Origin of the sequence: Vibrio sp. CCB-PB317 (assembly GCF_022808245.1) — a bacterium.
Lineage (GTDB): Bacteria > Pseudomonadota > Gammaproteobacteria > Enterobacterales > Vibrionaceae > Vibrio > Vibrio diabolicus.
Genome location: NZ_JALGNU010000004.1, coordinates 200,538 through 217,710 on the forward strand (window position 1 = coordinate 200,538; position 17,173 = coordinate 217,710).

19 protein-coding genes are annotated in these 17,173 nt (G+C 44.9%); 15 read left to right on the forward strand and 4 right to left on the reverse strand.

The window, feature by feature from the left end; all coding sequences use genetic code 11:
- Positions 1–27: 27 nt before the first annotated feature.
- The 5 genes from rpe (at position 28) to rplI (ending at position 2,372) form a co-directional block, all read left to right on the forward strand.
- Positions 28–699, forward strand: coding sequence for a ribulose-phosphate 3-epimerase (gene rpe, locus MTR11_RS23170; RefSeq protein ID WP_005395709.1), 672 nt, complete (start codon positions 28–30; stop codon positions 697–699).
- Positions 700–941: 242 nt separating this feature from the next.
- Positions 942–1,331 (forward strand): 30S ribosomal protein S6, encoded by a 390-nt coding sequence (gene rpsF, locus MTR11_RS23175; protein ID WP_005381299.1) that lies wholly within the window; start codon positions 942–944, stop codon positions 1,329–1,331.
- 8 nt (positions 1,332–1,339) lie between these two features.
- Complete coding sequence (gene priB / locus MTR11_RS23180; RefSeq protein ID WP_005381298.1) at positions 1,340–1,642, forward strand: primosomal replication protein N; 303 nt, start codon at positions 1,340–1,342, stop codon at positions 1,640–1,642.
- Between the two features lie 16 nt (positions 1,643–1,658).
- A complete protein-coding gene (gene rpsR, locus MTR11_RS23185) occupies positions 1,659–1,886 on the forward strand; it encodes a 30S ribosomal protein S18 (RefSeq protein ID WP_000090472.1) in 228 nt (75 codons plus the stop codon).
- A gap of 33 nt (positions 1,887–1,919) precedes the next feature.
- A complete protein-coding gene (gene rplI, locus MTR11_RS23190; RefSeq protein WP_005381278.1) occupies positions 1,920–2,372 on the forward strand; it encodes a 50S ribosomal protein L9 in 453 nt (150 codons plus the stop codon).
- Positions 2,373–2,451: 79 nt separating this feature from the next.
- On the opposite strand, the gene MTR11_RS23195 is transcribed toward rplI, so the two are convergent.
- Positions 2,452–3,216 carry a DUF481 domain-containing protein gene (locus MTR11_RS23195; RefSeq protein WP_006743223.1) on the reverse strand — a complete coding sequence of 255 codons (765 nt, stop codon included), beginning with the start codon at positions 3,214–3,216 and terminating at the stop codon, positions 2,452–2,454.
- 221 nt (positions 3,217–3,437) lie between these two features.
- Between MTR11_RS23195 and MTR11_RS23200 the strand changes: the two genes are divergently transcribed.
- Together MTR11_RS23200 and alr are read left to right on the forward strand one after the other, a co-directional pair.
- Positions 3,438–4,838, forward strand: a complete 1,401-nt coding sequence (locus tag MTR11_RS23200) for a replicative DNA helicase (RefSeq protein ID WP_005395704.1) — start codon at positions 3,438–3,440, stop codon at positions 4,836–4,838.
- Between the two features lie 13 nt (positions 4,839–4,851).
- The gene (alr, locus tag MTR11_RS23205) at positions 4,852–5,928 is read left to right on the forward strand and encodes an alanine racemase (protein ID WP_243328471.1); all 1,077 of its coding nucleotides are present in this window, start codon (positions 4,852–4,854) and stop codon (positions 5,926–5,928) included.
- 38 nt (positions 5,929–5,966) lie between these two features.
- Here alr and MTR11_RS23210 read toward each other — a convergent pair whose 3' ends face one another.
- Complete coding sequence (locus tag MTR11_RS23210) at positions 5,967–6,386, reverse strand: secondary thiamine-phosphate synthase enzyme YjbQ (protein ID WP_243328464.1); 420 nt, start codon at positions 6,384–6,386, stop codon at positions 5,967–5,969.
- Between the two features lie 306 nt (positions 6,387–6,692).
- On the opposite strand from MTR11_RS23210, the gene pgi reads away from it, so the two are divergent.
- On the forward strand, positions 6,693–8,345 hold the full coding sequence (pgi, locus tag MTR11_RS23215; protein ID WP_243328465.1) for a glucose-6-phosphate isomerase: 1,653 nt from the start codon (positions 6,693–6,695) through the stop codon (positions 8,343–8,345).
- Between the two features lie 105 nt (positions 8,346–8,450).
- On the opposite strand, the gene MTR11_RS23220 is transcribed toward pgi, so the two are convergent.
- A complete protein-coding gene (locus MTR11_RS23220; protein WP_005381269.1) occupies positions 8,451–8,912 on the reverse strand; it encodes a chemotaxis protein CheX in 462 nt (153 codons plus the stop codon).
- A 9-nt stretch (positions 8,913–8,921) separates the two neighbouring features.
- Positions 8,922–9,386 (reverse strand): zinc uptake transcriptional repressor Zur, encoded by a 465-nt coding sequence (zur, locus tag MTR11_RS23225; protein ID WP_005381268.1) that lies wholly within the window; start codon positions 9,384–9,386, stop codon positions 8,922–8,924.
- A gap of 321 nt (positions 9,387–9,707) precedes the next feature.
- Here zur and dusA point away from each other — a divergent pair, with 321 nt between their 5' ends.
- The 7 genes from dusA (at position 9,708) to MTR11_RS23260 (ending at position 16,718) form a co-directional block, all read left to right on the forward strand.
- Positions 9,708–10,688, forward strand: coding sequence for a tRNA dihydrouridine(20/20a) synthase DusA (dusA, locus tag MTR11_RS23230; RefSeq protein ID WP_243328466.1), 981 nt, complete (start codon positions 9,708–9,710; stop codon positions 10,686–10,688).
- A 163-nt stretch (positions 10,689–10,851) separates the two neighbouring features.
- The gene (gene pspG / locus MTR11_RS23235; protein ID WP_005398086.1) at positions 10,852–11,067 is read left to right on the forward strand and encodes an envelope stress response protein PspG; all 216 of its coding nucleotides are present in this window, start codon (positions 10,852–10,854) and stop codon (positions 11,065–11,067) included.
- 98 nt (positions 11,068–11,165) lie between these two features.
- Entirely contained in the window at positions 11,166–11,834 is a 669-nt protein-coding gene (locus tag MTR11_RS23240) for a TIGR04219 family outer membrane beta-barrel protein (RefSeq protein ID WP_243328467.1), read from the forward strand.
- Between the two features lie 156 nt (positions 11,835–11,990).
- Positions 11,991–12,221, forward strand: coding sequence for a hypothetical protein (locus MTR11_RS23245; RefSeq protein ID WP_005455817.1), 231 nt, complete (start codon positions 11,991–11,993; stop codon positions 12,219–12,221).
- A 117-nt stretch (positions 12,222–12,338) separates the two neighbouring features.
- Positions 12,339–14,210, forward strand: a complete 1,872-nt coding sequence (locus tag MTR11_RS23250) for an assimilatory sulfite reductase (NADPH) flavoprotein subunit (RefSeq protein ID WP_243328468.1) — start codon at positions 12,339–12,341, stop codon at positions 14,208–14,210.
- Positions 14,210–15,946 carry an assimilatory sulfite reductase (NADPH) hemoprotein subunit gene (cysI, locus tag MTR11_RS23255; protein ID WP_243328469.1) on the forward strand — a complete coding sequence of 579 codons (1,737 nt, stop codon included), beginning with the start codon at positions 14,210–14,212 and terminating at the stop codon, positions 15,944–15,946. The genes MTR11_RS23250 and cysI overlap by 1 nt, the downstream gene beginning before the upstream one ends.
- Positions 15,939–16,718: a phosphoadenylyl-sulfate reductase gene (locus tag MTR11_RS23260; RefSeq protein ID WP_237309937.1), complete on the forward strand. Its 780-nt coding sequence runs from the start codon at positions 15,939–15,941 to the stop codon at positions 16,716–16,718. The genes cysI and MTR11_RS23260 overlap by 8 nt, the downstream gene beginning before the upstream one ends.
- Positions 16,719–17,173: the final 455 nt, after the last annotated feature.

The window sequence follows — 17,173 nt, forward strand, 5'->3', positions numbered from 1 at the left end:
GTTTGCTCATTACTACTGAGGTCAGGTATGAAAGATTTTCTTATTGCTCCATCCATTTTATCGGCAGATTTTGCTCGTCTCGGTGAAGATGTCGAGAAAGTACTCGCAGCGGGTGCGGATGTGGTGCATTTCGACGTTATGGATAACCACTATGTACCAAACCTGACTTTTGGTGCACCTGTATGTAAAGCACTACGCGATTACGGCATCACAGCGCCAATCGATGTTCACCTAATGGTGAAACCGGTTGACCGCATTATTCCTGATTTCGCAAAAGCGGGTGCGTCGATGATTACATTCCATGTGGAAGCTTCTGATCATGTGGACCGTACACTGCAGTTAATTAAAGAGCACGGCTGTCAGGCTGGTGTGGTACTAAACCCAGCAACGCCACTTGCGAGCCTTGAGTTCATCATGGACAAAGTCGACATGATTCTACTGATGTCGGTTAACCCTGGCTTTGGTGGTCAATCATTCATTCCTCACACGCTAGATAAACTGCGTGCAGTTCGTAAGATGATCGATGAATCTGGTCGCGATATCCGTTTAGAAATTGATGGTGGTGTGAAGGTTGACAACATTCGTGAAATCGCAGAAGCGGGCGCAGACATGTTTGTTGCAGGCTCGGCAATTTTCGGTCAGCCAGATTACAAACAAGTGATCGACCAAATGCGCACGGAGCTGGCTGAAGTAAAATAAGCCCCGATATACGCGCGATAATGCCCTGATTTTAAAGGCTGTCACTTTATTGGTAGCCTTTGTTATTTCTAACGTTGGATGAAATAAAATATCCCCTGCGTTGAGCAAATAATCACTTGCCTATTTTGCGCCCTTTCTGTACTATTCGTGCTCCTTAAACTCAGTCAATTATCTTTAGTTCCTTGCTTCCTCTGGACGACTGAGCCATTTGTGGAAGCTGAATAATCCGTAAGGAGCAACCAATGCGTCATTACGAAATCGTATTCATGGTGCACCCAGATCAAAGCGAGCAAGTTGCTGGCATGATCGAGCGTTACACTGGTTCAATCACTGAAGCTGGCGGTAAAATCCACCGTCTAGAAGACTGGGGCCGTCGTCAACTGGCTTACCCAATCAACAAGCTTCACAAAGCTCACTACGTTCTTATGAACGTTGAAGCTGACCAAGCTGTAATTGATGAGCTAGAAACTGCTTTCCGTTTCAACGATGCAGTTCTACGTAACATGATCATGCGTACTAAAGCAGCGATCACTGAGCAATCAATCATGCTTAAGCAAAAAGAAGAGCGTGCTCCACGTCGTGAAGAGCGTTCTGAAGCTAAGCCTGAAGCTAAGTCAGAAGCTGCTGAGTAAGTTTTCTTATGGCCAATCGAATGGAGCTGAGCGGCACCATTGCCAAACCGCCCATTCGTAGTAAAAGCCCTGGTGGCATTGAACACTGTCGGTTTTGGCTGGAGCATCGCTCTACTATTATCGAAGCTGACTTACCTCGACAAGTTTATTGTCGTATGCCGGTAGTCGTCAGCGGGCTTGGGTCACAAGCACTAACTCAGAATTTAGTTCAAGGCAGTAACATTAAGGTAAGTGGTTTTGTCACTTATCAAACCGGCCGAAATGGCGTGGGAAAATTAGTGTTACACGCCGACAACATTACTCAAATTTAAGATCAGGAGATAGCCCATGGCTCGTTTCTTCCGTCGTCGTAAATTCTGCCGTTTCACTGCAGAAGGCGTACAAGAGATTGATTACAAAGACGTAGCAACTCTTAAAAACTACATCACTGAAGCTGGTAAAATCGTACCTAGCCGTATCACTGGTACAAGCGCTAAGTACCAGCGTCAACTAGCACGTGCTATCAAGCGTTCACGCTACCTAGCTCTACTACCGTACACTGACAAGCATCAGTAATCGGTTCATTTTATTAAGAAAGAGGATTAAGCAATGCAAGTTATTCTACTTGATAAAATTGGTAACCTAGGTGGTCTTGGCGATACTGCAAACGTTAAATCTGGCTACGCTCGTAACTTCCTTATCCCACAAGGTAAAGCAGTTATGGCAACTAAAGCTAACGTTGAAATGTTTGAAGCTCGTCGTGCTGAACTAGAAGCTAAAGTTGCTGAGCAACTAGCTGCTGCAGAAGCTCGCGCAGAGAAAGTTAACGCTCTAGAAGCTGTAGTTATCGCTTCTAAAGCTGGTGACGAAGGCAAACTATTCGGTTCTATCGGTACTCGTGACATCGCTGACGCTATCACAGCTGCAGGCGTTGAAGTTGCTAAGAGCGAAGTTCGCCTTCCTGAAGGTGCTCTACGTACAACTGGTGAGTTCGAGATCAGCGTTCAACTTCACTCTGAAGTTTTCGCAACTGTGAACCTACAAGTTGTTGCTGCTGAGTAATTCAGTATCAAGACGAAATACTAAAAAGCACCTCTTCGGAGGTGCTTTTTTTATTTCTAAAACTGGGAGAAAAAACGGGTTAAAAAGCGAAGAGTAAATTAACGGAAAATACGCTATCCGCTTTGCTTAAGCCTTCAGGCACTTTATCGTGATACTGACGAGAGTGTGCCAGTTTCAGTGCAATATCTTCAGTAATATCATTGGTCACGCTGAGTTCACTATCGGCCCGAGTGTTACTTTTACCTGTTACCAACGTAATATCAGCCGCGAAACTCAAATTATCTAGTGCGTGCCAAGTCGTATTGATATTCCCTCGAAAAATGCCTTCTCGAACGATATCGGGAAAGACAATGTCGTCATCATCTATCTCATCTAAATTTGGTTCTTGATAACGAAAACCAGGACCGACTTCTACCTCTAAAATGAAGTTTTCAGTGTAGGAAAACTGGTAACCCAAACCACCTGATAAGGTGTAGTCTTTAAAATAGGCACTGTAACGAGAATCCACCCCTTTAAAGCTGCCATACAAATACGTTTTAGGACCTAACTTGTAGTCACTCTGTAGGGCGTAGGTGGATGAGCGTTTGTCTTCTTCACCGTCTTTGTACAAGTTGTAGTACTTCCATTCACCATTAGAACGGTGTCGACCTGACGTATATTCAGCACTCAAACGAGCATTCAGGGAACGAGAGTCCGTGTTACCTGTGTGAGCTTGATAGCCGAACTCCACCTCGGTTTTTAATGGGTCGGGCACATCAATATTTTGCTCTGGCTGTACTGATTCGTCAGCATACGATGCACTAGCGCATAGTAGGCTAAAGCTAAGTAACCAGTATCGGGACACATCAACCTCGAACGTAATTAAAAAGGAGGGGCATGATACTGATACAGATATTTTGTTGGGTCAATGGTAGGTTAATTTTTATTAGAGCTGGGCGGAAGAACCAGGCTATTACTTGTGCGGTTCGCATATTGATTTCTTAACAAGTAATTGTCGCTTCGGGGAAGCATCTCAGTTAGGTTAAGGTTATAATCGTGGGTCAATAGTAGTTATCGAGCAAAGTCATGGCGGAAAACAGAAATCGCAAACCTTCAGACAGTCAGGTCGACGCAATCAAAGTGCCACCTCACTCACTAGAAGCCGAGCAATCAGTAATTGGTGGTCTTTTACTGGACAATGAACGTTGGGACACCGTTGCCGAACGTGTTGTAAGCAGTGATTTCTATAGTCGTCCGCATCGCCTAATTTTTGAAGGTGTAAAAACCATTCTTGAAGCGGGCAAGCCTCTCGATCTTATTACTTTATCGGAATACTTGGAGCGTCACGAGCAATTAGAAGATGTGGGCGGTTTTGCTTACCTTGCAGATTTGGCGAAAAACACGCCAAGTGCCGCTAACATTAATGCGTACGCTGATATTGTTGCCGAGCGTGCGATCGTCCGTGGTTTGATCGGTGTCGCGAATGAGATTGCGGATGCGGGTTACGATCCTCAAGGTCGAAGTTCGGAAGATCTGATTGATATGGCGGAGAGTAAAGTTTTCGCCATCGCTGAGTCACGAACCAGTGAAAACGAAGGGCCACAAAATGTCGATAACATCCTCGAAAAGACGTTAGAACGTATCGAGTTGTTATATAAAACGCCGCAAGATGGTGTAACGGGTGTCGACACAGGTTTCACTGACCTCAATAAGAAAACCGCAGGTTTGCAAGGTTCTGATTTGGTGATTGTCGCGGCGCGTCCATCGATGGGTAAAACGACCTTTGCGATGAACTTGTGTGAAAATGCGGCCATGCAACAAGAGAAACCTGTGCTTATTTTCTCGCTAGAGATGCCAGCCGAGCAGTTGATGATGCGTATGTTGGCCTCTTTGTCTCGCGTTGACCAAACCAAGATCCGTACGGGTCAGTTGGATGACGAAGACTGGGCGCGTATTTCTTCTACTATGGGTATCTTGATGCAGAAGAAAAACATGTACATTGATGACAGCTCCGGTCTAACTCCGACCGAAGTGCGTTCACGCGCTCGCCGTATCGCACGTGAACATGGCGGTCTGTCGATGATCATGGTCGACTACCTTCAGCTTATGCGCGTGCCTGCACTCTCTGATAACCGTACGCTGGAAATTGCGGAGATATCGCGCTCTCTGAAAGCGCTGGCAAAAGAGCTGAATGTGCCCGTCGTGGCGCTGTCTCAGCTTAACCGTTCCCTAGAGCAACGTTCAGATAAACGTCCAGTAAACTCGGACTTGCGTGAGTCGGGCTCTATCGAGCAGGATGCCGACTTGATCATGTTCATCTACCGTGACGAGGTGTATCACCCAGATAGCCCATACAAAGGTACGGCAGAAATCATCATTGGTAAGCAACGTAACGGCCCTATCGGCTCTGTGCGTCTCACCTTCCAAGGTCAACACTCGCGCTTTGACAACTACGCGGGTCCTGCATTCGATATTGATGATGAGTAACCCCATGAGCTATATGAAAGCGGCCAAGGCGTGCATTGATTTGTCTGCGTTGCAGCACAACTTACAGCGCGTGAAAGCGCAAGCGCCCCAAAGTAAAGTGATGGCTGTAGTGAAGGCCAATGGCTATGGTCACGGATTACGTCACGTTGCAAAACATGCCAACTATGCGGATGCCTTTGGCGTAGCTCGCATTGAAGAAGCGTTGCAACTGCGCGCTTGTGGCGTGGTAAAGCCAATTCTATTGCTAGAAGGTTTTTACTCCCCAGGTGACTTACCTGTTCTTGTGACGAACAACATCCAAACGGTGGTTCATTGTGAAGAGCAGCTTATCGCCTTGGAGCAAGCCGACCTTGAAACTCCGGTTGTCGTGTGGCTCAAGATTGATAGTGGGATGCACCGTCTTGGCGTTCGCCCTGAACAATATGATGAGTTTGTCACGCGGTTGAAAGAGTGTCCAAATGTAGCCAAGCCGTTACGTTACATGAGTCACTTTGGATGTGCAGATGAGCTGGATAGCCATATCACTCCCCAACAGATTGAGCTGTTTAAGTCGTTGACCTCTGGTTGTCAGGGGGAGCGTTCACTTGCGGCATCTGCGGGGTTGTTGGCATGGCCTCAAAGCCATTTGGATTGGGTTCGTCCGGGCATCATCATGTATGGTGTATCGCCATTTGATGACAAGACCGCACAAGATCTGGGGTATCAACCCGTGATGACACTTAAATCCCATCTTATTGCGGTACGTGAAGTTAAGAAGGGCGAAAGTGTTGGCTACGGCGGTATGTGGACCAGTAAGCGAGATACAAAAGTCGGTGTCATCGCTGTAGGGTATGGCGACGGTTACCCAAGAAGTGCCCCGAATGGCACTCCGGTTTGGGTAAATGGTCGTAAAGTACCTATCGCAGGTCGAGTTTCCATGGATATGCTGACGGTCGATTTGGGACCAGATGCAACGGATAAAGTCAGCGACGAAGCGATTCTTTGGGGGAAAGAGCTCCCAGTAGAAGAAGTGGCGGGTCACATTGGTACGATTGCGTATGAACTCGTGACTAAGCTAACGCCTCGCGTCGAGATGGAATACTCAAAATAAACAGAGAAAGGCTAACCTAAGGTTAGCCTTTGTTTTATCTACTCACCGTTAATCGTAGCAATAACGCGGCGGCCGCCGCCAAAGTCTCGGTGCTCACCCAAGTAAATGCCCTGCCATGTTCCTAAAACTAATCGACCATTTTGGATTGGTATCGTCACACTACTGCCAAGCAGGGATGCTTTAATGTGTGCTGGCATGTCGTCATCCCCCTCATAGGTGTGCTGATAATAAGGAGCACGCTCTGGTACAAACTTGTTGAAATGCGCTTCCATGTCCATACGCACGGTTGGATCAGCATTCTCATTTAAGGTCAAACTGGCGGAGGTATGCTGAATAAATAGGTGTAATAAACCTACTGAAAGTTCGTTTATTTGTGGTAATTGTTGTTCAATTTCATCAGTTATTAGGTGAAAACCGCGGCTTCTCGCTTTTAATTGCAGTGTTTTTTGTGCCCACATACGTGTTCCTTTGGAAATTTATAAATTGGCGTCTATCCTATTCCAATTAGAGCCTGTCATTAGTAAGTGATATGATTCTTGTCATCGTAAATGAATTGTTCATTTTCAGGGCAGGGAACGTGACCTAACTCAATGTGAGTGTAAATACTCTCAGTCATAATTGGCACCTGAAAAAAAATTACAAAGACTTGTTTTGTGGCAATTCGCCCAAACATCTAATTAATATTCTATTTGCTAAATCGGGGATTCCACAGTTTTCGCTAGACTGTAAGGAATGGAACCTACTGTAACATCGGGATAAAGACCATGTTGAAAAATATCAATCCAACGCAAACACAAGCTTGGAAAGCGCTAACTGCGCATTTCGAATCTGCACAAGATATGGATCTTAAAGAGTTATTTGCTCAAGACGCAGCGCGTTTCGACAAATACTCTGCACGTTTCGGCTCAGACATCCTAGTCGATTACTCAAAGAACCTCATCAATGAGGAAACTCTGAAGCACCTGTTCGCTCTTGCGAACGAGACTGAGCTGAAATCTGCAATTGAAGCGATGTTCAGTGGCGAAGCGATCAACCAAACAGAAGGTCGCGCTGTTCTTCACACTGCACTACGTAACCGCGCGAATACACCAGTAATGGTAGACGGCGAAGACGTAATGCCAGCAGTGAACGCGGTTCTAGAAAAAATGAAATCATTCACTGAACGCGTTATCGGCGGTGAGTGGAAAGGTTACACAGGTAAAGCAATTACAGATATCGTGAACATCGGTATCGGTGGTTCTGACCTTGGCCCTTACATGGTGACGGAAGCTCTAGCACCGTACAAAAATCATCTAAACCTTCACTTCGTATCTAACGTTGATGGTACTCACATTGTTGAAACGTTGAAGAAAGTTAACCCAGAAACGACGTTATTCTTGATCGCGTCTAAGACGTTCACAACGCAAGAAACCATGACTAACGCGCACACAGCACGTGATTGGTTCCTAGAGTCAGCTGGCGATCAAGCGCACGTGGCTAAGCACTTTGCTGCGCTTTCAACGAACGCGACAGCCGTGTCTGAATTCGGTATCGATACCGCGAACATGTTCGAATTCTGGGACTGGGTTGGTGGCCGTTACTCACTATGGTCTGCAATCGGTTTATCAATCGCATTAGCGGTAGGTTACGACAACTTCGTTGAGCTGCTTGAAGGTGCTCACGAGATGGACAAGCACTTCGTATCAACAGACCTAGAAAGCAACATCCCTGTGATCCTTGCGCTTATCGGTATTTGGTACAACAACTTCCACGGTGCGGAATCAGAAGCTATCTTACCTTACGATCAGTACATGCACCGTTTCGCGGCGTACTTCCAACAAGGTAACATGGAATCAAACGGTAAATACGTTGACCGTGAAGGCAATGCTGTGACTTACCAAACGGGCCCTATTATTTGGGGTGAACCAGGTACCAACGGTCAGCACGCGTTCTACCAACTGATTCACCAAGGCACTAAGCTGATCCCATGTGACTTCATTGCACCTGCAATCAGCCACAACCCAGCTAGCGATCATCACCAAAAACTGATGTCCAACTTCTTTGCGCAAACTGAAGCACTAGCGTTTGGTAAGAGTGAAGAAACGGTGAAAGAAGAGTTGGTGAAAGCAGGTAAGAACGCTGAAGAAGTGGCAGCGATCGCGCCATTCAAAGTGTTTGAAGGTAACCGTCCAACAAACTCTATCCTAGTGAAGCAAATCACGCCTCGTACGCTGGGTAACTTGATCGCAATGTACGAACACAAAATTTTCGTACAAGGTGTTATCTGGAATATCTTCAGCTTTGACCAATGGGGCGTGGAGCTAGGTAAACAACTGGCTAACCAAATCCTACCTGAGCTTGCAGACGAGTCTCAAATCAACTCGCATGACAGCTCAACAAATGGTCTAATCAACGCATTTAAAGCGTTCAAAGCTTAATGTTTGGTTTGAATAGATAAAGAAAAGGTCAGCAAGTGCTGACCTTTTTTATTGCCTGAGGCAGAAACAAAATAGGTTGGCCAGTGCCAACCTATTTTTTCTCTTTTATTCGAAGCAGATTTCGATAAAGGCATTTCCCCACTGGGAAGAGAAAGGCATGATGATGATTGAGCCCTCACATTTGTGGCGAATGGTATGGCCTCGGCCAGAAACCACTACCGGTGTTGCCATATCAAAATCAAAACCACTTTCCGCCAGAATGCGTTTCGCACCACCAGTAACCATGTTGGTGATCTCACCCACCATATCGGTGACCTCTTCATTGAGTCCATTTGGACGCTCACCAAGCATGTTCTGCATGATTTCTAGAGCTAGCGCTTCATCAAAGGTAATCGACATTGAACCACGAGTTTGTGGACCTACCATGCCAATCAGACCAGAAACGTCACCTCGTGCGATCTCATCTTTTTTGATTCGCGGTTTTTGTGGCTTCAGCTCAAGAGAAGCCATGGTTTTTAGCACGTTCATTAAAGAAGCTAAAAACGGGTTTACAAATTCAGCGCGCATAACGTTCTTCTATACTTTTTCTTTCGTCTCGGAGGAACAGGCCTGGCATTCACCATGAGTTTCAATAACTTGGTTGGTCAGTTTGAATCCATGCTTCTCGGCGTTTTCGGCTAACAAGGATATCAGCGTCTCATCTTCGAGTTCAACGACATCACCACATTTATCGCAAATTAGTAATTGGAAAAAGTGCTGCTGAGTATTGAAAGAACAACAAGTAATAAAGCTATTTGTCGATTCCACTCGGTGGATGAAGCCTTGCTCTAGGAGAAAATCTAATGCTCGATAAACAGTGGGAGGCTTAGCCTGAGGCTCACTCTCTTTTAGTTGCTCCAATAGCTCATACGCACTTGAGGCGCGGCGATTAGAACAAATGAGTTCAAATACGCGTCGGCGTTGCGGAGTCAATCGTACTCCACGCTCTGCGCAGATACTTTCAATTTGTTCAATGATTGTTGGGTTCAAACCTTTCACCATAACTATCGGACGTGCTCTATGATAAATCATTTCTATACGAAGTTCGTTTAGAAATGCTTCATTTTACCCACTATCAGAACGAAAATCATGAATTAAAGCAAGTCGGTGGTGGTGTGAAGTCGGAATAGTCATCACAGAATGAATCAACGAGTGACGAATTCGTATTACTGCTGCATATTCCTAAGCATTTGGCTAGCCAGCCAACCAAATCATTCTCGCTGAAACTAGCACCTAGAGGTGCTTGGGTATACAATACCCGACTTATTTTTTGAGCGTACTGCTGCGCTCGACCTTGGCAACATAAAAACGGGTGTTTATATCATGACTCATTCTTGCAGGCTCTCCGTAGCACCAATGCTCGACTGGACCGATCGTCATTGTCGCTACTTCCATCGCTTAATGACCAAAGAAACCCTGCTGTACACTGAAATGGTGACGACAGGTGCGATCATTCATGGAAAAGGAGATTTCCTGGCTTACAACGAAGAAGAGCATCCGTTGGCCCTTCAGTTGGGTGGTTCAAACCCAGAAGACTTGGCAAAGTGTGCCAAACTGGCTCAAGAGCGTGGCTACGATGAGGTTAACCTCAATGTGGGTTGCCCGTCTGACCGTGTACAAAACGGTCGCTTTGGTGCTTGCCTAATGGCGGAACCACAGTTGGTTTCGGATTGTGTCGCTGCAATGAAGGACGTGGTTGATATTCCTGTGACAGTCAAGACTCGTATTGGTATTGATGATCATGATTCTTACGAGTTCCTAACGGATTTTGTTTCTATTGTCTCAGAAAAGGGGGGCTGTGAGCAGTTCACTATCCACGCGCGTAAAGCTTGGTTAAGTGGTCTTAGTCCGAAAGAAAACCGTGAGATCCCACCATTGGATTACCCACGAGCTTACCAATTGAAGCAAGATTTTTCTCACTTAGCCATTGCTATTAACGGTGGTGTAAAGTCACTAGAAGAAGCCAAAGAACATCTTCAGCATCTTGATGGTGTGATGATTGGTCGTGAGGCTTACCAAAGCCCATATCTACTGGCATCGGTAGATCAAGAGTTATTTGGCTCTGATGCTCCAGTGAAGAAACGCAGCGAAATTGTTGAAGAAATGTACCCATACATTGAAGCGCAATTAGCGAAAGGTGCGTACCTTGGTCATATTACCCGTCATATGTTAGGTTTGTTCCAAAGCATGCCAGGTGCTCGTCAATGGCGTCGTCATATCAGTGAAAATGCGCACAAGCCGGGTTCTGGTTTAGAAGTGCTGCAAGACGCGTTAGCGAAGATTCCAAAAGAATTGAATGTGTAAAATTCACCAGTGGTTGGCTAAAATTACCAACTAAAGAACAAGTAAGCCAGAGTGCAGAAATGCCTCTGGCTTTATTTTTGAATAAAAATCATTGTGTTATCGTCATCTTGGTAAGTTGGTATGGAAACTGCTCTGTTTATTAAAAACAAATGGAGAAGTGATTATGTTGGAGCTAATCTTTATTTTAGTCTTTGCGGCGACCCTATTGGTTACCGGTATCACAATGATGACCGTATTCGCAGCAACCGGTATCGCGTTAGTTGTGATGTTTTTACTGGGAATGGTCGGAGCGGTACTCAAACTATTGCCATGGTTAATCGTGATTGCATTGGGTGTTTGGTTCTTCAAGAATTACGTTGCCCAGCCCCGCTATAAATAACGAGTGACATGATTTAGTTGATAGAGAGACGTGAGAGTATGGTATATTTCCTCTCACGTCTTCAACGTGAACATCAGCTATCTCGGAGTACACACTACATGACAAATAAAGCGACCATCGCTTTAACAGCATTATCGTTGGCAGTATCTTTTCCTGTTTTTGCAGAATATTCTGTATCGACGAAAGTCGGCGCAGAGATCTGGGCTGCTGACACTAAAGTAAATGAAGTAAGACGAGATAGCAGCACAACAGGCGCATTTTACGCGGCGATTGAGCATGATGTGAAATACGTTCCTAATGCGCGTTTTCGTTACTCGAGCATTGATGCTGATTATATGGGGTTCGATAAGCTCGATTTCACCATTTACTACCAAGTTCTGGAGCATGATTTATTGCATTTTGATGCGGGTGTTACATTCAGTAATTTAAGTGACACTAAATACATTGATGCAGGCTCAAACAAGCGTATAGAAGAGATAGAAGAGTTTGATGAGCTGATTTGGGCTTGGTACGGTTACGCAGAGATTCAAGTTCCGGACACAAATTTTGATGTGATTGGTGAGATAAACTTTGGTGACAACAAAGGTATCAAAAGCACTGATTTCATGGCCGGTGTTCAATACCATGTACCGCTCGAAAAAGCTCAACTGGCTTTTCGTGGTGGTTACCGCGTGATTGATTTGGAGTCCGAGAAATTCATGTCGGATCTAGGGAAAGAGTTTATTTTTGCTAACGGCTTTTTTGTGAGTGCAGAATACGCATTCTAAATGCAGCCAGATTAGATACTCGATTTTTTAAAACGTCGCTTTATAAGCGGCGTTTTTTTATATCACTTCATTATATCCAATCGAATTTTCTGCCTATTTTGCTGACTTAGACCATGCTTACCTAGGAGCAATGTGAAAGTTAAAGCAGGGATAGCGATGACAATAAACGAACTAAGACATCTATTCCGTGAAAACCAGCTTGTCGAAGCGATTATTGAACCTGCAATCCAAGAGGGTGGTTGGGTTGTGGAGTTCAGACATGCGCGCGGTGGTTTTGTTTTTCTGACGGACAGTCATGGTGAAGAATGTCTTTATGAAGATTTGGATGCAGCGTCAAAATCGGCAATGGCAGTAGGCTTTCAACAAGTCCGCATTGAAGATCGATGAGCAAAAAGTAAGCCGTTCTTACTTCCAAAAAGTTATAAAACATTCACTTCTATTCTTTCTTGTTATTAAGGAGAGTGGGTACTCTATCGTCACGCAATGAATAGGGATGTCGTGATAATGTCTTTTCAAAAGAATGAGTATTCTCACAAGAATGTGTCTGAAGATAATAATGGGCAAGGAGGAAATCCTCCAATCGCAAGCCCTCTGAATGACCAACAAATTAGCTCACTCCAACAAACTGTCTCTGAGTTGTCTTCACAGCAACTTGCTTGGGTCAGTGGGTATTTTTGGGGATTAGCTCAAAATCAACCAAATACAGCGGTAACGCCAATTGCACAAGCGACGGCAGCCGTATCAGCGAAGCCTGCAGGTAAGTTGAGTATTATTTTTGCTTCCCAAACTGGCAACGCTAAAGGCGTTGCTGAAGCTCTAGAACAGGAAGCAAAAGCAGAAGGAATTGCTGTCGAACTTTTTGATGCAAGTGATTACAAAGGTAAAAACTTAGCCAAAGAAACACATGTCATTATTGTGGCATCGACGAACGGCGAAGGCGAAGCACCAGATAACGCTATAGAGCTACACGAGTTTTTGCAATCTAAGAAAGCTCCTAAGCTGTCAAACCTTCAATATGGCGTTATTGCTCTGGGTGACTCGAGCTACGAATTCTTCTGCCAAACCGGTAAAGACTTCGACGCTTACCTATCAAAGTTAGGCGCGACCCCATTTATCGATCGTCTTGATTGCGATGTGGATTATGAAGCACCAGCAGCTGAATGGCGTAAGAATGCGTTAGGTAAGGTAAAAGATACGCTTTCTTCTGGCACTGAAGCGGATGTGGTTCAACTTCCTGTGGGTCAGGCGGCGACTGCGCACTCTCCTTACAATAAACAAAACCCATACACAGCGACGTTACTGACCAGTCAAAAAATCACGGGTCGTGATTCTGGAAAGGATGTTCGTCATATAGAAATTGACTTGGAAGGTTCGGGGTTAACGTATCAGCCTGGTGATGCGCTAGGTGTGTGGTTTGAAAATAGTTCAGAACTTGCTAATGCCATTCTTGGTAAGGTCGGTTTGTCTGGGGTTGAAACCGTTGATGTTGATGGCGAAAGCTTGTCAATCCATAGTGCTCTCGTGAGTAAATATGAAATCACAACATCTAACCCACAGCTCATTACAAAGTTTGCCGAGTTATCCGGTAGCAAGAAGCTACAAAAGCTGGTTGACGATAAAGATAAACTTCGCGAGTACTCTGCAAGTACTCAAATTGTTGATGTATTGGCAGAGAAGAAAACCAAGTTAACCGCAGATGAGTTGATTAGTTTGCTTCGTCGTCTTACTCCTCGCCTTTACTCTATTGCATCAAGCCAAGAAGAGGTCGATGAAGAAGTACACCTAACGGTTGCTTTGGTTGAGTACGAACAAAACGACGAAAAACGATATGGTGGTGCGTCTAGCTTCTTAGCACAGCGTCTCGAAGAGGGAGATGAAGTTAAGGTATTTGTTGAGCATAACAACAACTTCAAACTGCCGGAAGATGATAGCACCCCAATTATCATGGTGGGTCCGGGCACTGGGATCGCACCGTTCCGTAGCTTTATTCAGGAACGTGAAAACCGTGATGCTGAAGGCAAAAACTGGTTGTTCTTTGGTGATCGCACGTTCACTCAAGACTTCTTGTACCAAGTGGAATGGCAAAAGTACCTCAAGTCAGGAGTACTAAGCCGATTGGATGTTGCTTTTAGTCGTGACCAAGTAGAAAAAGTTTACGTACAACATCGCATCTTAGAAAACGCAGCTCAAGTGTGGCAGTGGATCCAAGAAGGCGCTTATATCTATGTCTGCGGTGATGCCACTCGTATGGCAAAAGATGTGCACGACGCACTGGTTATCGTTGCTGAACAAGAAGGCAAGATGCCGCGTGACGATGCAGAACAATTTATTAATGACCTACGTAAAGCGAAACGTTATCAGAGGGATGTGTACTAATGACTTTTTCTACTGAAAATAACAAGCAGATTGTATTAGGCGAAGAGCTAGGGCCGCTATCTGATAACGAGCGCCTGAAGCGAGAAAGCAACCTATTACGTGGCACCATTGAGCAAGATTTACAGGACCGTATTACTGGTGGCTTTACTGCCGACAACTTCCAGTTAATTCGTTTCCACGGAATGTATCAACAAGACGATCGTGATATCCGTAATGAACGCACAAAGCAAAAACTGGAACCATTACATAATGTGATGCTTCGTGCTCGTATGCCTGGAGGCATCATCACGCCAACGCAATGGTTAGCGATCGACAAGTTCGCAACGGAGCACTCTTTATATGGAAGTATTCGTCTGACGACTCGCCAAACGTTCCAGTTTCATGGGGTATTGAAACCGAATATTAAGTTGATGCATCAAACGCTCAACAGTATTGGCATTGATTCGATTGCAACCGCGGGTGATGTAAACCGAAACGTGTTGTGTACCACTAACCCGGTTGAATCAGAACTTCATCAAGAAGCTTATGAATGGGCGAAGAAGATCAGTGAACACCTGCTTCCAAAAACACGTGCTTACGCTGAGATTTGGCTAGACGGTGAGAAAGTAGAAAGCACTGAAGAAGATGAACCTATTCTGGGTAAAAACTATTTACCGCGTAAGTTCAAAACGACGGTGGTGATCCCACCGCAAAATGACGTAGACGTGCATGCCAATGATCTTAACTTCGTAGCAATTGCGGATAACGGCAAGTTGGTTGGTTTTAACGTCCTAGTTGGCGGCGGTCTAGCGATGACACATGGTGATACGTCAACTTATCCGCGCCGCGCTGACGACTTAGGTTTCATCCCATTAGAGAAAACGCTTGATGTTGCAGCGGCGGTGGTTACCACTCAGCGTGATTGGGGTAATCGCTCAAACCGTAAGAATGCCAAAACCAAATACACACTTGACCGTGTAGGTACTGATGTCTTTAAAGCCGAAGTCGAAAAGCGAGCAGGCATTCAGTTTGAAGCAAGCCGCCCGTACGAGTTTACTGAGCGTGGTGACCGTATTGGTTGGGTAGAAGGAATTGATGGTAAACATCACTTAGCACTTTTCATCGAAAATGGTCGTCTGCTGGACTTCCCAGGTAAACCGCTTAAAACGGGTGTTGCTGAAATTGCCAAAATCCATAAAGGCGATTTCCGTATGACTGCCAACCAGAACTTAATTGTTGCGGGGGTACCTAAAAGCGAAAAAGCGAAGATCGAAAAGATCGCTCGTGAACATGGCTTGATGGATGACAATATCAGTGAGCAGCGCAAAAACTCAATGGCGTGTGTTGCTTTTCCAACGTGTCCGCTAGCGATGGCAGAAGCTGAACGTTTCCTTCCTCAGTTTGTTACTGATGTGGAGGGGATTCTGGAGAAGCACAACCTACCAGAAAATGACAACATCATTTTGCGTGTAACTGGGTGTCCAAATGGTTGTGGTCGCGCAATGTTGGCTGAAATTGGTCTAGTTGGCAAAGCGCCGGGTCGTTACAACTTGCACCTAGGTGGTAACCGTGCCGGTACTCGAGTACCAAAAATGTATAAAGAGAACATCACGGATAAGCAAATCTTAGAAGAGATTGATCTGCTGGTGGGTCGATGGTCGAAAGAGCGTGAAGAAGGCGAAGCCTTTGGCGATTTCACTATTCGTGCTGGCATTATCCAAGAAGTGCTCGTATCAAAGAGGGACTTTCATGCTTGATTCTGTAGCATCCAAGCTGGAGCTCACAGAGTTACTGACATTAACAAAGACGGAGCAAATCCTCCGTCTTGCTCAAATTAATGTCGAACTCGAAAAGCTTTCAGCACAAGAGAGAGTAGCGTGGGCTTTAGATAATCTAGAAGGCGAGTTCGCGGTTTCTTCTAGTTTTGGTATTCAAGCCGCGGTTATGCTTCATTTAGTTACTCAAGTCAAAGCGGATATCCCCGTCATTCTAACCGATACAGGATACCTGTTTGCTGAAACCTATCAATTCATTGATGAGTTGACAGATGCTCTCAACCTAAACTTAAAAGTTTATCGAGCGAAAGAAAGTGCGAATTGGCAAGAGGCTCGATATGGAAAGTTATGGGATCAGGGTGTAGAGGGAATTGAAAAATACAACAAGCTCAATAAAGTGGAGCCAATGCGTCGAGCGCTAAAAGAGCTTAATGTTGGAACGTGGTTCTCTGGACTACGTCGAGAGCAAAGTAAATCACGAGCAGGTTTACCGATACTATCAATTCAGAACGGTGTGTTTAAGTTTTTGCCTGTAATTGACTGGACTAATAAAGACGTTCATTACTACTTAGAACAACACGGCCTTAAATACCACCCATTGTGGGATGAAGGTTACCTTTCAGTTGGTGATACTCATACCACTCGTAAATGGGAGCCGGGAATGTCAGAGGAAGAAACTCGATTCTTTGGCTTAAAGCGAGAATGTGGCCTACACGAAGATGATGGCTCTGAACAAGATGGGTCTGGCATATAGCCATAATGCTCTTTAAATAGAGTTTAGGTTAAGTTTAATAAAGATAGCTGCAATAAAGCAGCTTTCTTTATTTATGATACTTGAAAAACATGTCTCAAAGAACAACTCTGTGGATAAGTTGTGTGAGAGTTTGGGGTAAAGTTGAATAAATGAAGCTTTGATCGAAAACTCATCGTTTAACCATTATTTTTGCAATTTTTGAAAAATAACACTTGCCAATGTGAGCGCGATCTTTATAATGCCTCCTCGTCGACAGGGCAAGGGCTCACAAGGGTTTAAGCGAGGTTGATAAGGCTGAAAAGAAAAACGAAATAATTTGAAGAAAGTGTTTGACACAATAAATTATCTCGCTAGAATGGCCGCCTCTTCCGAAGTGATGTCAATCACAAAGAAGAGTTGCTCTTTAACAATATAAACCTATCAATCTGTGTGGGCACTCGTTGATGATAATCCAA